Annotated in this window: 15 protein-coding genes; 6 read left to right on the forward strand and 9 right to left on the reverse strand. The window is 45.6% G+C overall.

Annotated features, from left to right (window positions below; all coding sequences use genetic code 11):
- The first annotated feature begins 130 nt into the window (after positions 1-130).
- The 4 genes from ACLSU7_RS09420 (at position 131) to ACLSU7_RS09435 (ending at position 4119) form a co-directional block, all read left to right on the forward strand.
- Entirely contained in the window at positions 131-1222 is a 1092-nt protein-coding gene (locus ACLSU7_RS09420; RefSeq protein ID WP_413295308.1) for a GNAT family N-acetyltransferase, read from the forward strand.
- Entirely contained in the window at positions 1219-2169 is a 951-nt protein-coding gene (locus tag ACLSU7_RS09425) for a hypothetical protein (RefSeq protein ID WP_413295310.1), read from the forward strand. Before ACLSU7_RS09420 ends, ACLSU7_RS09425 begins: the two co-directional genes overlap by 4 nt.
- 62 nt (positions 2170-2231) lie before the next feature.
- Positions 2232-2885, forward strand: a complete 654-nt coding sequence (gene elbB / locus ACLSU7_RS09430; protein ID WP_413295312.1) for an isoprenoid biosynthesis glyoxalase ElbB — start codon at positions 2232-2234, stop codon at positions 2883-2885.
- A 145-nt stretch (positions 2886-3030) separates the two neighbouring features.
- Positions 3031-4119: a D-alanine--D-alanine ligase family protein gene (locus tag ACLSU7_RS09435; RefSeq protein ID WP_413295314.1), complete on the forward strand. Its 1089-nt coding sequence runs from the start codon at positions 3031-3033 to the stop codon at positions 4117-4119.
- A gap of 626 nt (positions 4120-4745) precedes the next feature.
- Here the strand turns inward: ACLSU7_RS09435 and ACLSU7_RS09440 are convergent.
- The 7 genes from ACLSU7_RS09440 to ACLSU7_RS09470 form a co-directional block, all read right to left on the reverse strand.
- The gene (locus ACLSU7_RS09440; RefSeq protein WP_413295316.1) at positions 4746-6128 is read right to left on the reverse strand and encodes an aldehyde dehydrogenase family protein; all 1383 of its coding nucleotides are present in this window, start codon (positions 6126-6128) and stop codon (positions 4746-4748) included.
- Between the two features lie 124 nt (positions 6129-6252).
- Positions 6253-7806: a chemotaxis protein CheB gene (locus ACLSU7_RS09445; RefSeq protein ID WP_413295318.1), complete on the reverse strand. Its 1554-nt coding sequence runs from the start codon at positions 7804-7806 to the stop codon at positions 6253-6255.
- Positions 7806-8570, reverse strand: coding sequence for a chemotaxis protein CheW (locus ACLSU7_RS09450; RefSeq protein WP_413295320.1), 765 nt, complete (start codon positions 8568-8570; stop codon positions 7806-7808). The genes ACLSU7_RS09445 and ACLSU7_RS09450 overlap by 1 nt, the downstream gene beginning before the upstream one ends.
- Complete coding sequence (locus tag ACLSU7_RS09455; protein WP_413295322.1) at positions 8567-10297, reverse strand: chemotaxis protein CheA; 1731 nt, start codon at positions 10295-10297, stop codon at positions 8567-8569. The genes ACLSU7_RS09450 and ACLSU7_RS09455 overlap by 4 nt, the downstream gene beginning before the upstream one ends.
- 304 nt (positions 10298-10601) lie before the next feature.
- Positions 10602-12113, reverse strand: coding sequence for a di-heme oxidoredictase family protein (locus tag ACLSU7_RS09460; RefSeq protein WP_413295324.1), 1512 nt, complete (start codon positions 12111-12113; stop codon positions 10602-10604).
- 4 nt (positions 12114-12117) lie between these two features.
- Positions 12118-13206 (reverse strand): imelysin family protein, encoded by a 1089-nt coding sequence (locus ACLSU7_RS09465; protein WP_413295326.1) that lies wholly within the window; start codon positions 13204-13206, stop codon positions 12118-12120.
- A gap of 52 nt (positions 13207-13258) precedes the next feature.
- The gene (locus ACLSU7_RS09470; protein ID WP_413295328.1) at positions 13259-14692 is read right to left on the reverse strand and encodes a hypothetical protein; all 1434 of its coding nucleotides are present in this window, start codon (positions 14690-14692) and stop codon (positions 13259-13261) included.
- A gap of 134 nt (positions 14693-14826) precedes the next feature.
- Here ACLSU7_RS09470 and ACLSU7_RS09475 point away from each other — a divergent pair, with 134 nt between their 5' ends.
- Positions 14827-15165, forward strand: coding sequence for a hypothetical protein (locus tag ACLSU7_RS09475; RefSeq protein ID WP_142698874.1), 339 nt, complete (start codon positions 14827-14829; stop codon positions 15163-15165).
- A gap of 118 nt (positions 15166-15283) precedes the next feature.
- Here ACLSU7_RS09475 and ACLSU7_RS09480 read toward each other — a convergent pair whose 3' ends face one another.
- Together ACLSU7_RS09480 and ACLSU7_RS09485 are read right to left on the reverse strand one after the other, a co-directional pair.
- Positions 15284-15517, reverse strand: a complete 234-nt coding sequence (locus ACLSU7_RS09480) for a DUF1653 domain-containing protein (RefSeq protein ID WP_413295330.1) — start codon at positions 15515-15517, stop codon at positions 15284-15286.
- A 2-nt stretch (positions 15518-15519) separates the two neighbouring features.
- On the reverse strand, positions 15520-15912 hold the full coding sequence (locus tag ACLSU7_RS09485; protein ID WP_413295332.1) for an HIT family protein: 393 nt from the start codon (positions 15910-15912) through the stop codon (positions 15520-15522).
- A gap of 103 nt (positions 15913-16015) precedes the next feature.
- Here ACLSU7_RS09485 and ACLSU7_RS09490 point away from each other — a divergent pair, with 103 nt between their 5' ends.
- Positions 16016-16909: a universal stress protein gene (locus ACLSU7_RS09490; RefSeq protein WP_413295334.1), complete on the forward strand. Its 894-nt coding sequence runs from the start codon at positions 16016-16018 to the stop codon at positions 16907-16909.
- Positions 16910-16915: the final 6 nt, after the last annotated feature.

Here is a 16915-nt window from a genome sequence, read left to right on the forward strand (position 1 = left end):
AAGGCTTTACCCCCTTCTGTCAAACTGACCTTCCGGACTTGTGTCGCATTTTCAGGCCCATTTTTGTCGAATCACTGGGGTCCAGGCTCAAATCCCGCTATTCTAGAGGAGATTGTCAAAAGGAGGGTTCATGGAAGGACCGCGCTCACCAAGGGAAACCGAGCTTCCCCAGGTTTTGGATTTTTTGAATAAAAAACTACGTTCTGAAGCTCCTTGGTCTATTGCTGCCGAGTACCCGACGGCGTTTACTCCTAACAACTTGCACAATATGCGTATTATAGCGGACGAGGAACGAGTCCTTTCCCACGCCGTATTGAAACCTCTTATTATTAAGTCTCCCCATGTGATCTATAAAGTCGCAGCCATCGGCTCGGTGGTAACGGATGATCAACATCGTGGTCAGGGACTTAGCACAACAGTTATTAAAGACTGCCTAAGATCTGCGCAGGAGCAATCATGTGATATTGCGATTCTTTGGACGGATCTGTTCGATTTCTATCGCCGCATGGGCTTTGAGCTGGCAGGAAGCGAAATCAGCTTCGTCATTGAAGACAACTTCCAGATGCCGATCAGTAATTTATCTTATTCTACTGATTCTAAAATTGCTCCGGATGCGATTTACCGCCTGTATTCACAGCACTCGGTGAACTCGGTTCGTTCCATCGAAGAAACTCGTAAGTTTTTAAGTATTCCACAAACTCAAATCTATACAGCTTGGGAACCAAACGGTCAGCTCGCTGCTTATGCTATTGAAGGCAAAGGGATTGATTTGGGTGGCTACATCCACGAATGGGGTGGTTCAACTAGTAAACTGCTTTCTCTGTTGAGCTTTATTCGTGCGAAAAAGGGAACTCCGTTTACAATTATCTGCCCTAAGCATTCCCAAAATCTGATTCGCGAACTGGAAACACGCCACGTAACGAAAAACAGCGGTTTCTTAGGGATGATCAAAATCGTCAACTTTGAACAGCTTTCAGCTAAAATCAAACGTGCTTTCCGCGCTGAGGGTGTGGCTGATTTCGTTTTGGAAAAACAAGGCGATCAGTTCGTTTTTGGTATCGGTCAGGATCTTTATACGATCACTCATGAAACTGACATGGTTCGCCTGTTGTTCGGTCCCGTTGATTATCGCGCCATCGGAATCTTTAAAGAAGAGACGGTCGCTAAGTTTGAAAAAATCATGCCTTTAAATCTTTGGGTTTGGGGTTGGGATTCTATATGAATAAAAATCTCCACAGATTGTTGCCGCAAGTTTTAACTGTGGCAGTGGTCGCGGGCTCGTTGTCCTGTATGAAAACTCCAGACCTTGATGATAAAGCGGTTCCCGCTTCTGCTCAGGAAGTCAGTAGCTCTTTGGTTGATGGCTGGGGTTCAGTCAGTCCCCTGACTATGCTAAAAGGTGATTTCTTGTTTCAAGAAACTGAACAGCAGATCGATACAATGGAACCCCGCTTGGTTTTGCAAGAGGGCATCACGATATCGAATGTCACTGAAACCGCTGATCAATATGATTACACTTTTCTGTATCAAACCGCTGTGATCTCGGGGGAGAATTCCTCGCAGTCCACTCGGGAAGATCATCGTTCTGTTTTGAAAAGCAACGCAACGGATTCAAATTCTGTGCAAGCCGCTTCAAAAAAGAGTCTGAAATCCACCGACAGTGCTGCTTTAGCAACTGCGAAATCGGTTCTGGCTAAAAAGAGTGACGTAAAAACTTTAGGTGACGACTATGAAATGACTTTAGGATTTGAAAGAGTTTTGATGCTCGCAAACTCCTGTGTCATGACTGATGATTTGCTGAAGTACTGTAAGGAAACGTTGAAAGTGGATTCTTGCGAAATCAAATGCGCGAATCTTACTAAAACGAGCGAAGTTCGTCCCGCTCCCGACCTTATCAAACAGCAATCAAACTGCGGTGGACTTCCAAACTGTCAGCTGAACGTTAAAAAAGTGACATTCGATTGGTCGATCCTTTTGAAAACCGGAACGACAACGGAAAAGCAAAAGGTCACATATACTATTTCGATGACTCCGGATCTGCCTTTCTTGCCTCGTGTATTAGATTACTGTTCGCGAGGTCTTGTACAGATTCCGAATTCAACCACAAAAGTTTTAGTCACGGTGTGCAACCGTCTTAAAAATTTTCAACGTAACACTAGCCAAAACTAGTCACCACTTCATTGCCAACACTTAGGACCTCCGGTAGAGTGAAATCTCCCGGAGGTTTTTTTATGAAAAAAATCGCAGTCGTACTTTCTGGTAGCGGTTATTTAGATGGATCCGAAATCACTGAAACAGTGAGCTTGTTCATTGCTTTGAATCAAGCTGGTGCCGAGATCACTTGTTTTGCGCCCGACATCGAACTGGTCGAAGTCGACCACATTTCAAAATCTCCGACGGGTGGGAAACGCAATGTTTTGGTTGAATCTGCGCGTATCGCTCGCAGCAAAGTAAAATCATTGGCGGAACTTCACGCAAAAGATTTTGACGGATTGGCATTTCCGGGAGGCTTCGGTGCTGCAAAAAATCTTTGTAACTGGGCTGAAAAAGGTGCGGCTTGCGAAGTGAATCCAGAAGTGAAACGCGTGATCCTGGAATTTTTCGAAGCCAGCAAACCGATCGGCGCATGTTGTATCGCTCCGGTTCTTTTGGCAAAAGTTTTGGGCAAGAAAAAAGTCACCCTAACTATCGGTGATGACGCTGCCACAGCGGCAGAGATTCAAAAAACCGGCGCCCAACACGAAGAATGCCCCGTGGACGACTATATCTCGGACCGCGAAACGAAAGTCGTCACAACGCCGGCATACATGTACGGTGATGCAAAACCAAATGAAGTCTTCGCCGGCATCTTTGGCTTAGCCCACGAACTGGTAGAGTGGGCTTAAGTGCTATGCCCTAGCAGATTTCCCTGCGTTGCTTCGTCGTCGCTGTATTCGTAGTACAGCTTCCTCCCAGCGCCATGTTAAATCTACTATGACAAAGCACTTCAATAATTTATTTAGAATGTTTTAACTCACGGACGGAATTAAAATGAAAAAGACAATCGCACTTATTTTCGGTGGTAAATCAGCAGAGCATGAAGTTTCCTTGCGCTCAGCTAAAAACGTAGCAGACGCTTTGGACAAAGAAAAATTCAGTCCTATTCTTATCGGCATCAGCTCTGATGGTACGTGGTACCGCTTTCCCGACATGTCAGTGTTTTCACAAGTAACGAAAATCGACGACAAGGCTTTGCCACCAAATGCAGAGCCTGTGGCCATGATCTGTGACCTGGGTAAACCCGTTCTTTATTCATTGAAAAATTCCACGAAGACCTCCGTTGACTGCGCATTCCCGATCATGCACGGAACAATGGGCGAAGACGGAACCATCCAAGGCATCTTTAAAATGGTCAATATCCCTTTCGTAGGATGCGGAGTTTGGTCTTCAGCAGCCGGAATGGATAAAGCCGTGATGAAACACATCCTGGCTGACGCAAAAATTCCAAATGCACGCTACATGCTGCTAACTCCGTACAAAAATAATAGTTACGATGAAATCGTCAAGAATTTGGGAACACCATTCTTTATCAAACCAGCAAATGCGGGATCCTCTGTAGGCGTACACAAAATCAAATCCGCAGAAGACTTCAAAGTAAAACTCCAAGACGCCTTCCAATTCGACTATAAAGTTCTGGCAGAAGAATTCATCCAGGGCCGCGAAGTAGAATGCTCAGTGATGGGTCACAACCACGCCCCAGAAGCCTCCCTACCAGGCGAAGTAATCCCTCAGCATGAGTTCTACTCTTACGAAGCCAAATACATCGACGACAACGGAGCCCTGTTAGAAATCCCAGCAAAAATCCAAGGCGAGACTTTGCAACGCCTCCAAGACATGGCCAAAAAGACGTACCAAGCCATGGGCTGCGACGGCTTAACCAGAGTAGACTTCTTCCTAAAACAAAACGGAGAATTGTACATCAACGAAATCAACACCATCCCCGGCTTCACAAAAATCTCAATGTACCCAAAAATGTGGGAAGCAACCGGCCTAGCGTACAAAGAGTTGATCACCAAACTAATAACATTCGCCTTCGAACGCTACGAATCCGAATCAAAACTAAAAACAAGCTACCTCTAATCCCCTTACCCCATCTCAATCTCTAAAAAATAAAATGGCGCGAAGACCTCGCGCCATTTTTTATTTTCCACGAACGTCTTCCCCAAATTCTCCCAAGCAACAGTTGTCGATAAAAAACGAAAACAGCAAGGAGGGTCTCCGTGATTGGGAGCCGCCTCGGCCAAGGCTGAAACGCAGCGACCTCCGTCGGCGCACGATGCGCGAACGGGCGAAGCCGGCGACGGTGAACCATGGATGGTGTGTCGCGGAGTTGCAGCCTTGGCCGAGGCGGCTCCCAAGCGCGGAGACCCGACCCAAGTCTGTGAACGCTTCTTGCATTGGCACACTATTGCTTCCTGCATGGATGCAGGACTAAAGCTCAAGGATGAGACAAAAATGGAAGAATCAAAGATCAATTATTTCGAGAAAACTGATAGTCCTAAACACCGCGAGTTTATAATTTCCCAAAACAATTGCATACTTTGCGGCACCGTCCTCGAACTCCGACACGTGTCTGATCGCAACGTTTCCGAAATTACTGAAGAAGCATTTTGCTCTCACTGTGATGTCAAAACTCGTGCAAGAACGCACATTTTGAACTAATTCGCGTCAACAAATCGACATGCCATTTCGTCACATCTTTGACGTTATGGCGCCATCGTCAACTTTTTTACGTCCGAATAAAATGAACCTGCCCAAGACATATCGGTGATTCCAAAGCTTGATTGCTTAACACCGAACACCGTCATCGGCTCACTGACCAACCATTTATTCAAAGAAACTTGTCCCACATCTAACTTTTCTGCGACCTTAGCAAACTTCTCTTCAGGACCCCATACAATTGCTGAATGTCCCAGATATGCCGTATTGGTCCACTTCACCGCTTCATGTTGGTATTTAACGGAAGTTTCCAGGAACAGTGGAGCAAACAACTCATCTTGTTGCATGACGGAACAATTCGGAAGATCTGCCATAAATGTCGGCTTGACGAAATTCCCGGTACTCTCCGCTAATGGTTGCGCAAAAACTTTTCCATGTTCAGAAACGCCGAATTGGGTTTTTTGATTTAAAATTTCGGCGCGATCTTTTGAAATCAACGGAGTCCAGATGGAATCGCCCTCTGGAGAAGTCAATGGTTTCAAATCAGCCAAAAACTTTTTAAGCTCCTCATTGAATTCCTTGGCAAAAGAATCCACCACAAACAGACGAGTCATATTCCAACACATCTGACCTTGTCCCAATAGGAACGGCGTCATGATCTCGGCCATGCGATTCTTAAAATCAAAATCATTCAAAACAATCGCTGCGTTTTTAGCACCACCACTAAGCTGCAGCTTTTTCATCTGCGGAAGAGCTGCCTTGGCAATCGCTTCCATCGTCGCAGATTTACCCGCCGCCGTGATCGCTCGAATACCAGGATGACCCGCGATAATCTGCGAAACCTCCGCTCCGCCATTTAAAACTTGAACCAAGCCCAGGGGAAGTTCGATCGTTTTAAACGCCTCGCCCAAAATTTTAGCTGTGATCGGAGACTGTTCAGATACTTTGATGATAACGGCATTACCTGCAGCCAAGGCTGGCGCCAAACGCTCCGTCACCAGACGCAATGACAAACTCCAGGGAGTGATGATTCCAATCAAACCGGAAGCTTTAACAACCTTACCGGCAAACAAAGGTTTCACTAACTCACTCGCAGTTTCGCGAAGAATAGAAATTGAAACTTGAACGCTGTTTTTTAAAACGAATTTTTGCGGGAGCCCCTGATGAAGGGCTTCTTGATAAGCAATCTCTGTAGAGTTTTGTTCGAAGTAAGCAGCAAGCTTATTCAAAATTTCTGCACGGGATTCAGGAGTAGACGTTTCAAACGCCGCCAAAGCCCTCTTGGAACTTTGCAAAGAAAGGATCACATCCATAGCATCTGAATCAGCAACGGAAGCCAATTCAGAACCATCAAAGGGAGAGTATTTAGAAAAAGTCTTTGAATTTCCGGAAGCCTTAAACTCACCAGCCACAAAATTCAAAATCTCCACCGCGACCTCCACCAAAACTAAATACGCTCTAAAATAAATTTATACAAGGCGCAGTCCCCGAAGGCGTACTAAAAGTACGTCGAGGGGTCTGCAACGCAGTAGAAATTAATTTTAGAGTGTATGACTAATATAAGTTTTGATTGCGGTATTGCATTAGATACGCAGCCAAAGCCTCGGCTTTTAATACCTCATCTGCCACACCAAGCTCAATGGCTTTTTGCGGGCCATAAGGGAACTGAGCTTCTTCCGGATGCTGTACGACGCTGGCGCCACCAAGTTTTTGCACCTCAGTAAGACCATTCACACCATCTGTTCCAAATCCACCCAACAGAACCGCAAACACGCCTTTACCAAAGGAGTTCGCCGCTGATTGGAAAAGCACGTTACTGGAAGGCAACTGAGACGCCACGGGTGCGCCTTTTTCAAGTTTCAAGACAGGACCTTGGGGACCCGTAACAATCTTTCCGTGATTTTCAGCCGGAATAAAGTACACGTGACCCATTCTAAGGAAATCCCCATCCTTACCCACAACAGGTGTGACTTTGGATTTCGCCTTAACTTTAGAAATATAAGCTGTCACGAAATTCGCAACAGTACTGCAAGACACAACCACTGGTGGAGTATCCGCTGCAAGATTTGCAATAAACTGCTCCAGTGCATCGGCACTACCAGCATTACCACCGACCACAACGATTTTAAGCTCGGCTGCACGACGAACTGCCGTCGTAGGCATTGAAACACGGGCTACTGGCGCCGGAGTTTCTTTTAATTTTTTAATCACATTCACAGAGGCCGCGGCACGCACTTTCATAACCAGTGTTTCTGCGAGCTCTTTTAAAACTTGCGGATCAAACTGTGAAGGCTTGTGCACGAACTCAACGGCACCCAAATCCAAGGATTTAAGTGCAGCTTCCCCGGTATTAGCCAACGAAGAAACCATCACCACAGGAATCGGATGATGCTTCATGATTTTTTCCAAAAACATTACTCCTGACATCTTTGGCATCTCGATATCCAAAGTCATCACATCGGGTTTTTTATTTACGATCAGATCACGGGCTTGATAGGCATCTGCTGCCGCACCCACAACTTCTAATCCACTGCTGGTGAAAATCTTAGAAAACAATGTGCGCACCGTGGCCGAGTCATCCACCACCAATACTTTTACACCTTTTGCCACAGCCAAAGGCTTAAACCCTGACACGTCGACAGGAGCATCGGCGCCCCCTTCTTTGGTTTGATTATGCAAAACATCCGCAGTCGCTGTATTGAATTTAATCGTGCGCGCAGATTCGCCACCCACATTGCGGTCAGTTATAGGAATGCCCATTTCACGTAACATGGTTTCGGCAAGTTCGATATTGCGTTTACCAATAGCATCCCCCAAAGAAGAAACACTGATAACGTTACCACCGCCATAGATTTTCGCTTTCAATTGCGAGCGATTGGCACCCAGCTTCACACAATCTTCCACCAACATTTCGATGGCGTGATTACCGTAACGAGAGTTCGCACGCTCATTCGGCTGAGCATCAGGCAATAAATAGTGATTCAATCCACCGATTCGCGTTGTGGGATCATAGATTGCAACTGCAACACAAGAACCCAGAAGAGTGGAAATAACGGTCTCTTCTTTAAAGGCCGCGTGCTTACCAGGAAACAAGTAATGTGAATTCATTAAGCCACCAATTTTTCAATATCGAGAACCATCACACTGTGCTCTTCTTTTACGAAAAATTGCTTGATGAAAGGTACCGTAAGCATGGTGGGATGATCACTTAAGTTTTGCATATCTTTGTCTTTAAGACTTAAAAGTTCATCAGTCTCTGTAACTTGTAATGAAAAACGTGTGCCGGCATGTTCACAGATAACGTAATAAAATTTATTCGTGTTTACGGAATGAAATCCGTATGATTTTAAGTCAATCACCGGAATGGCTTCGCCTCTAAATGGGATAACTCCAGCGAGCCCCTCACGCAGGTCAGGTAACGGAGTTATGGGAAGTGCTGAGGTGATTTCAATCACATTTAAAAGTGGAACCACAAATTGCTGCCCGCCGGTTTTACAATGAAGAAACAAGGCTTCCCGGCTGCTTTGGGCCACTAGTGGAAACTGCAGAGCCAATTCAGCGCTGTCTTTGCCATCAACCAACAAGGCTGTCAGATATTTCTGCAACAGACTCAGCGCCTTAATCATTTGCTCAGCAGAATCCAGAGAATCCGTTTTAGCATTGAAATCAGTCAGCCAAGATTCCAAAGAGGTAAATTCATTGGATTTTGCATCCACCACCCAAGATTCAGCTTTCTCGCGAATCTCGATCGTCACTTTTTGCAAAGTGCTTTCATCAATCAAATCGATGAAGGATTCCACTTCTTTTAAAGTCGCATCCAAGAAATACTTTTTTAGCTCGACCGTAAAATCGTCACCAAAGAAGTCACTCATGCTGCCACCTCCAAAGTTACAGATTGGCTGAGCATGGCCAGGATTTGCTCTGGATCCACGATATAGGTGATCTTTTCATCAGCCAGAATCGAAAATCCTTTAAAGCCTTTTTGAGCTTTGATGATTCCACCAAATCCTTTAACTACCAGATCCGTTTGAGCTTCCACTCGATCCACCAGCAAGGCGACAACTGAATCTTTGATTCTGATAAAAATTGCCGTGTGATTTGCAACTTCGGATTCTTGCAATAACATTTTCCCTTCGCGCATCTCTTGGTACGTCATCAAAGGAACAGTCTGGTTATGGAACTGACAATAACGGAAATGTTCTACATAATTTAATTGAAGACTACTGCACGAAGTAATGTGAGCGACTGAAGTCAAAGGCACCGCCACCTGGAAGCTATTCCAACTTGCGACCATGGCAGACTCTACCAAAATATGGGAGACCGCTGGATAGACCAGCGTAAATGCCGTCCCTACACCCATTTGCGTGGAAATTGAAATGCGACCGCCGTACTTTTCGACCAGCGTGGAAACGACGTCCATCCCTACACCCCGACCCGAAACGGTCGTGATTTTTTCTTTCGTGGAAAAGCCAGGTTCAAAGATACATTTGTAAATTTCTTCATCTGAAATAGTAGCCACATCTTCAGGCTTCACGAGCTCGTTTGTGATCGCCCGTTGCAAAATTCTTTCGCGATCAAGACCTTTACCGTCATCTTTCATCACGACATAGACGGTGCCATTTTTCTCGCTCATCTCGATCGTCAACTGACCAATGGAGTCTTTGCCTGCAACAGCGCGCTCGAATTGATCTTCGATCCCGTGATCGATGGAGTTTCGCACCAGATGCACCAAAGATTCAGAAATATCTTTGGCTAGGGATTTATCAATCAGGAAATCCAAACCCACCATTTGCAGCTGAACTGTTTTATTAAGTTCCGTTGCTGTTTGTCTGACCAGCACCGGAATACTTTGGAAGGAATCTTCAGCCTTTTCCTTACGGATGACTTGCAAGTGCGACTGAAATTGGTCTGTGATCTTATTCAGATTTTGAGAAAAATCGCTCTGACGGCGCTCGAATAGCTCGGGTTGGGAGCGAAAGTTCACGGTTTGATTCATCATCGAGAAGAAATTCTTTAAAACTAACAGCTCGCCACTTAAACGCAACATTTCATTGAGCTGCTTATTGGACATCCATACGCCGTCTTCATCACCGGAAGACGCAGCAGGTTTAGCCACGGCTCTTTTTGCTTTTCTTGGAGCGACACCCGAAAATTCAAAACCATTATAACGAGTGATCGTTTCAATCACTTCACTGAGTTCTTCCGGGTACATTTCGCGCTTTTCGCGAAGGGCTTCCGCTAGCTGCTTCATCAATCGAGAGCTTAGCAAAAATAAATCAATGCACTCTTTCGTGACCGTTTGTGATTCCCGCTTAATACGATTTAGCAAAGCTTCAAATTCGTGGGATAACGAAGCTAAAAGCTGTCCACCGGGGACAGATCCCACGCTGCCTTTGATGGTGTGAACTTTGCGGAAAAGAACATTGATCTGTTCGACATCGTTTGGTGATTCTTCCAGACGCATGATCAGTGAATCCAAACCGTCTAAGATTTCTTTCGATTCTTCAAAAAAGACGCGCGCAACCTCTTCGATTTGCTCAAAGTCTATCAGCCCAGAAAAATCTGGTATTTCATTCACGTCGTTTGGATCGTCACTCATGCTGTGAATTTATCGGAATTTCATATATTTAAGAGAGGCTTAGAACTTAAATGCGAGGACCAGAAATGTCGCACTTAAGGTGCGCAGTCCAGAAATAGGAAAGGCGGCCTTTTGAGCCGCCTTTAAATGTGCAGAATTCTTTCGAATCCTTGGCGAAGGTCGAGTCGGCTATGAAGCCGCCACCTCCGCCTTGGTTATGTCACATGTTTTAACCATAAGACCACCCCCTTCCCAGCCCCAATAGAGGCTTTCCACTATAGTAACTGAGTCGGAGGAAGACTTTCCACTGTTTGGAAGTCTGGTTTTACAAAGAACGGATAAATTGAATCAAAGCGATACGATCTTCTTTAGGAAGCTGAGCGAATCTAGTTTTGGAATACTCGGCTTCACCCCCATGCCACAAAATCGCTTCTTCAAGCGTGCGTGCACGACCGTCGTGCAAGAATCCAGCACGTGGGTTAATCGTTTGAGTTTGACCCATGCCCCATAGAGGGCGCGTCTTCCATTGATTTCCCGTAGCATCGAAATCTTGTCGACCGTCAGCCAATCCAGGTCCCATGTCATGCAAAAGCATATCAGTGTATGGGTAAATCTTTTGATTCGCGAAAGCTGGGATTTCATGATGACCAGTTACGAAGCTTGGCTGATGACAGCTTGTGCAGCTTGTTTGATGAAACAAATTAGCACCACGGATCACAATTGGATTTTCAACGTTGCGACGAGATGGAACTGCCAACGTGCGAGAATAGAATACCAAGTCATCGGCTACTTCTTTAGAAGCCTGAGGCTCCGGAAGAGGCGGACGTGTTGCAATGAACTTATCGTACAACGCTGTGCCTACTATGCTTTCGTCAGGGAAAGCATAGTTCGTCACACCGATATCCCCGCGCAAAGCGCCCAAAGATTGGTGGAATACGGATGGCGTATTATTTTTTAAGCCGAAACGACCCATTGATACCGGGTACGGATCACCTGCCATGGATTTTTGAATATCAAAAACCATGTTCACCTGACCGTGCACACCTTCAGCTGAAAGGTCGCGTGCAGCCAAGGCACGAATGTCAGATTCTTTGATCGCTTCAAGCAAACCCAAGCCGATCATCGGCGTCCCCATACGAGGACCCATTTTTACGTCTTTTTCAAAAAGACGGCTGCGCATTTGGCCAGTCACTGAATCAAAATATTGATCATACGGAGACGTCACAGTGAAGATCGGTTTACGAAGTTCAACAGTGCTGCCGTCCGGGTACGTGAAAGTGGATTTCTCAAAACTCATCCATACTTGTGCTTGTCCGGCACCTTCTAGATCTTCACGAAGACCGTAAGAACCCAAGTGGAACAATTGATCCGAAAAACCCGGAACCGGAACAGGTGCGCCCCAGTGGTTTGCAGCAGATTTAACTTTTTTTAGACCGTCTTCGATACTGATACGCAAGAAGACAGCTTCATTTTGGCGAAGCAAAACCTTTTCCTGACCGATTGGCAAAACAGGCAAAGCTCCGCGGCCGTCTTTAGCGTGGCATGCGTTGCAATTCGTGTTGTTGTAAACAGGTCCCAAGCCGTGATCGAAACGACCTGGATCATCCGAAAAATTTCTCTCAAAAAGAGCATCACCAGCCATGTGGCGGCGAACTTCTTCTTCAGACAAATTTGCCGCAGGGTTGCGGAATGCCTGAATCGACTCTCTTTTAAAAATCACTGTCGTGTCACCACCCGACATAACTGCGTTAACGTAGTCCATATCGATGGCTGGAGCCGCCATAGCAGCTCCGCTAAAAAACAATTGAATCGCTAAAAGTAGAGTCGATTTTTGCATATGACTATTTATCCACCAATGGAAGAACTTGTTGTTCTAGAACCGCGTGAAGTTGGTTCAACGCTTGGATAGCTTGTTGTGCGCGTTGACGACCATCTGGAGTGAAGATCGCTTGACCGAAATCACCACCACCCGCTGGACGGATATTTTGGATCAACTGCATGCATCCCAAGATGTGCTGTTCAATTTGTTGAGCCAATTGTGGATTGTGACGCTCAACCAAAGCTTTTACGCCCGGACCTTGAGACGTTCTATAAGTGCCTGTGTATACAGAGTAGATAGAACGAATGTTGAAAGTGAAGTCGTTCAAAGAGTTCCAAGAGAACGGAGATTCAACCAATGCCATGTTAGCAGAGCCGATATCGCCACCCATTGGATCTGCGATTTTACCGTTTGCCACTTCATCAGCAATCGCCATCATACCTTTAACAAGCTCTTCCAGTACAGCTGCTTCAGATGTGTAGAATTGATTGTTCCAGCCTGGAGTTGCAAGAATAACTGCATAACCTGGAGCCGAAGCATCTTCTGGATTCCAACGGTTGGTCCATGCATAAGCCAAAGCGGCCGCGTGTTCCATTTCAACTTGTGCAGTTGATTGAAGGTATTCGAATTGTTTTGTAGTGAATGCAGAAAGAGGTTTTGTGTTGGAGTGGATACCGTCACCGAACAAAAGATATTCGATCGTGTGGAAACCTTGAAGGTTTGTACCCAAAGAACGGATCATGTCAGGAGTGATTGTTCTGCCCGACGCCAATACTGCATCCAGGTCCAATCTGTTCAAAGGCCAAGTATCAAGCATCGGATCAATACCCAAAGAATCAACAGGACCGAACAAGAAAGCTTCAGAAGCCTCCCACGGCATACGAGCTCCGCGCCATGCGCTTTGAGCCTGTGCCAACGTCGCTTCGTTCGGATTTTGTACGAAAATATCGACAGCTTGTTTCAAAGAAACCGTCGCTTGAGCAAGCTCAACGTACGTTGCTGTGATCACGTTGTAAGAAACGTGCGTGATGATTTCCTGATTAGTTGCAGCTGAAGCCTGACCGCCAATTACTAGCGCAAGGGCTGCTGTCATTAACTTAAGAGCTTTCATTTCTTCTCCTGTTCAAACTTTGATTTTCAAAGTCTGAGATTTATTAAAAAAACTAATTAAATTTTGCGATATCAAATCCAAATGCCAAACCGAACCATTTTGTGTCCGGCATACCCTTCAACTCTGTATGGTCTTCAGCATATTGGAACTTAGTGAAGGCACCTTTATCCCAAGCCCACATCAGACCCGCTGAATTACGTGTCCAATCATAACGAGGATAAACTGGGATAGAGCCTTGAACTTCATCAAACGTATTCACGTGCTCCCAACGAACGTAAGGAACCAACGTATTGTCATCAAAAATATCGAAGGCTAGCTGCACGCTATCTAAAACTGCTTTGTGACCCAGTGGCGCAAAGGATTTAGGTTTCGCCAAGCCACCCAAAGTGGAGTTCGCCAAGGCAACCTTGTCAGAATTTTCCAAAGTACCGCGCAATGATTCACCCGTAAGCTGGAATTTCCAGATGCGGTAATTCACTAGCAATGACCAGATTTCAACTTCAGCGCTGACAGTCAGCTTGTCTTTTTTGTAGCGGTTGTTTTGGGTATTACCGTTGTAATAAGCCAGACCAACGCCCGAGCCTTTTGAAACACTCCCGAATTCAAGGGATGCCACAGTTGCCAAGTCATCAGCATTTACATTTTCAAATTGGCGTTGGTAACCACCACCAACCCAAGAGTAAGTACGGAAGAACTCCGAGTTCAAACCACTTACCAGACCCAAACGTCCAGTGAACATCCAAACTTTTTGCTCGGCCTGAACACCAAGCTCATTCCAATGATAAGGAATCATCGCGGCTTCAACGTCTGAAGCTTGGATAGCATAGTAACGGCTTGGTTTTTCCAGGATTGTTCCAATAGAGATAAACAATGGGAACTTACCGACTTTCAAAACACTATCGGTAGTAGTAAAAGTTTTTTTGTAGACGAACTCTGGGAGTGCAACCTCACCACCCTTTTCAACTTCGGTTTCAAACTCACCAAACTCTTCAAACGGGTCGAATTCCATCGCTGTACCGACACCACCGTGCTCGATTTCAACTTCGAACTCGATCTTGCTTGTCGGTGTTAATTCGTAGTTACCTTCAAAAGCGATTTCAGCCAGATCCATTTTACGACGGTTGTAGATTGTCATGTCGTTGACGGCTTTGAATGTTTCCGCCTGAGAGAACGTAAAGTAACCGTAGGATTTAAAACTGAATTTTGGGAATGCTGTAAGATCATCTGTCTTGGTGACCATCACAGTCGACACAGGGGCAGATTTTTCCACTTCCATGTTGGTTGTTGGTTCCGGCGTACCACCCGGAGTTGGTGATGGAGCTACGCTAGGCGAAGAAGCTGGAGCAACGACCTGAACGGATGGAGTCACTTCATTAACAGTTTTCTCTTGAGCAAAGGCCTGCAAAGATAGAAGAAGGGAAAGGGCTATAACACGCATAATCAATTTAAATTCTCCAATGGCGGCAGTCATATATTTGGCCTTCACAAACGTCAATTTGGGTACCCTAAGAACCCTTGACCTGAACGCTAACTGAGAATGAGTTGAGAATAAAAGATAGCCCCGTGTAATAAAGTTACGGCTCCAACGGAGATGGAGTCAGGATGTTCTAGGAGGAACGAATGAAATCACTAGCTTTGGCTGCATTGATTCTTACAGGCACGGTTGCTCACGCGGCGGATCTGAAAGTGGCCTGCACAGTTACTGAAAACAACGACAAGCAATTGGAGACGGTTATCAAACCTGCTCTGAACGGCTACGGTAAAATTGGTGACATCGATGGTTTCAGCTTCCGCATTCGCAACAACGACGGCAGCCGCGTTTCCCTGGAAATTTTTGATATCCCCGGCGAAGGCCGCTATTACGCTGACGCCACTTTGCTAAAAGCCGGCGATTCCGTAGTGAACACAATCTGGAGAAGAGACGTACTTCTAGAAGTAAGCTGCCAAATCCCAGAATAAAAAGGTACGACCTTACCTAAAAAGGTACGGCCTTACTTAGTTCAAAATAAAAAAAGCCACGGATTTGCACCAGTGGCTTTTTTATTTTCAGTGGCCATCTGCAAAAGTGTGTCCGTACCTATTTGAATTGGAACTCGAAGCGTGGAACTTTTCTGCCGTCGACGTCTACAACTTCATTCCACATGGCTAAGGGACGAGTCCACAAACGGCCCAGTGAATTTTCATAAAGGCATTGATACAAAACTACGTCTTCCATCGTTTCGGAATGTTTACCCACCCCGATCACTTGATAGAGTTTTCCTTTGTAATGTTTGTAGATAGCGCCACCGATCGGCAGTTGTTCGTTTGCCATATTTACACCAAATTCTTGATGATCTCTTGCTGGATCTTTTTCATTTCTTCATCAGAACGGCGCGTGGCTTTTTTGAAATCCAAATCAGGTATCGACCATGCTGGGATCAGATGCAAGTGATAGTGAGGCACTTCAAATCCCGCGACCATTTGTCCCACGCGTGGTGAGCCCGCCGCTTTCAAAATAGCTTTCCCGATTTTTTGGGAAACTTTATGTAGATGCGCATAAGTGTCTGCAGGAACTTCCGTCCAATGATTGATCTCTTCTTTGCAGATCACCAAAGTGTGACCCAAATTGACCTGATCCAATGCCAAAAATGACAAGACTTTGTCGTCTTCGTAAATTTTGTAACAAGGAAACTCACCACTGATGATCTTAGTAAAAACGGAAGCCATTCACGCACCTCTTATCTTGGCCCCTAAGTATAGAATTAGGTTTTGAAGTCAGGCAATGACATTCGCTTGTGACAAGGAGTAGAATTAATTCTGCGAGGTGTATATGGCGTCTAAGTATATGTTAATTGCCGATGATGTTTTCGATGTATCTCCAGGAGCAAAAGCTCGATCCGAAATGGTTCGCCAATACGGCTTGAGTTTGGCGGAAAAATTGAACGCTCCGGTTCGATTGCTTTACGTTCAAAATCCGCTCGACATCACCATGAAAAACTCCGAACGCACACGCATTCATAACACTCTTGAAAAAATCCGCCAAAGCAGCAAAAAGATTCAAGTCATTGAAGCCTTCGGAAATCCCGTCGATGAAATTTTCCGTCTGGAAACCAGCAGCCCCCAACCCGGCTTGGTCGTGATGGGCACTCAGGGCAAGAAAGGTTTGGAGAGATTTTTCCTGGGCAGTGTCGCCGAGGAAGTCGTTCGCAATGCCGTGGTGCCCGTGATGGTCATCGGACCGAAAGTCACGAAAGCGCCGAATGGAAAAGGTAAAATCTTGTTGGCAACGGATCTGACAACGAACAGTCGCCGTGCCGAAGCCTATGCCAAGAAACTTGCCAAAGTGCTCAACCTTGAAGTGGTGTTTATTTATTCATCGTTAGAATCGTTAAGAATTGCAGATCAATATGCGGCCGCATCTGGTACCGCATTTATGGATCAGTCCACGATCGATACCTTGCATGCAAAATCAAAACAGGCCTTACTTAAGAAAGTGAACGGCTTTAAAGCGGATGGAGTGAAATGCTCCTTTAAAATGGATTCTCATCAGCCGACATCTCAGGCCGCCATTGCAACTGAATCAGCTTCAGGAAATTATCAATATCTGGTTATGGGAACCCACGGACGAAGCTCTTTCGTCAAAGCTTTTTTGGGAAGTACCGCTCGTGAAACCATCATGAGTAGCGCCGTCCCCACCATCGTCATTCGCTCTCATAACAAATAAACTTTT

The organism is Bdellovibrio sp. HCB185ZH, assembly GCF_047302455.1.
Lineage (GTDB): Bacteria > Bdellovibrionota > Bdellovibrionia > Bdellovibrionales > Bdellovibrionaceae > Bdellovibrio.

Bases quoted from the DNA above. Each gene is read 5' to 3' on its own strand.
- ACLSU7_RS09420 (WP_413295308.1), top strand. From the start codon at position 131: ATGGAAGGACCGCGCTCACCAAGGGAAACCGAGCTTCCCCAGGTTTTG.
- ACLSU7_RS09425 (WP_413295310.1), top strand. From the start codon at position 1,219: ATGAATAAAAATCTCCACAGATTGTTGCCGCAAGTTTTAACTGTGGCA.
- elbB (WP_413295312.1), top strand. From the start codon at position 2,232: ATGAAAAAAATCGCAGTCGTACTTTCTGGTAGCGGTTATTTAGATGGA.
- ACLSU7_RS09435 (WP_413295314.1), top strand. From the start codon at position 3,031: ATGAAAAAGACAATCGCACTTATTTTCGGTGGTAAATCAGCAGAGCAT.
- ACLSU7_RS09445 (WP_413295318.1), bottom strand. From the start codon at position 7,806: ATGAATTCACATTACTTGTTTCCTGGTAAGCACGCGGCCTTTAAAGAA.
- ACLSU7_RS09450 (WP_413295320.1), bottom strand. From the start codon at position 8,570: ATGAGTGACTTCTTTGGTGACGATTTTACGGTCGAGCTAAAAAAGTAT.
- ACLSU7_RS09455 (WP_413295322.1), bottom strand. From the start codon at position 10,297: ATGAGTGACGATCCAAACGACGTGAATGAAATACCAGATTTTTCTGGG.
- ACLSU7_RS09460 (WP_413295324.1), bottom strand. From the start codon at position 12,113: ATGCAAAAATCGACTCTACTTTTAGCGATTCAATTGTTTTTTAGCGGA.
- ACLSU7_RS09465 (WP_413295326.1), bottom strand. From the start codon at position 13,206: ATGAAAGCTCTTAAGTTAATGACAGCAGCCCTTGCGCTAGTAATTGGC.
- ACLSU7_RS09475 (WP_142698874.1), top strand. From the start codon at position 14,827: ATGAAATCACTAGCTTTGGCTGCATTGATTCTTACAGGCACGGTTGCT.
- ACLSU7_RS09480 (WP_413295330.1), bottom strand. From the start codon at position 15,517: ATGGCAAACGAACAACTGCCGATCGGTGGCGCTATCTACAAACATTAC.
- ACLSU7_RS09485 (WP_413295332.1), bottom strand. From the start codon at position 15,912: ATGGCTTCCGTTTTTACTAAGATCATCAGTGGTGAGTTTCCTTGTTAC.
- ACLSU7_RS09490 (WP_413295334.1), top strand. From the start codon at position 16,016: ATGGCGTCTAAGTATATGTTAATTGCCGATGATGTTTTCGATGTATCT.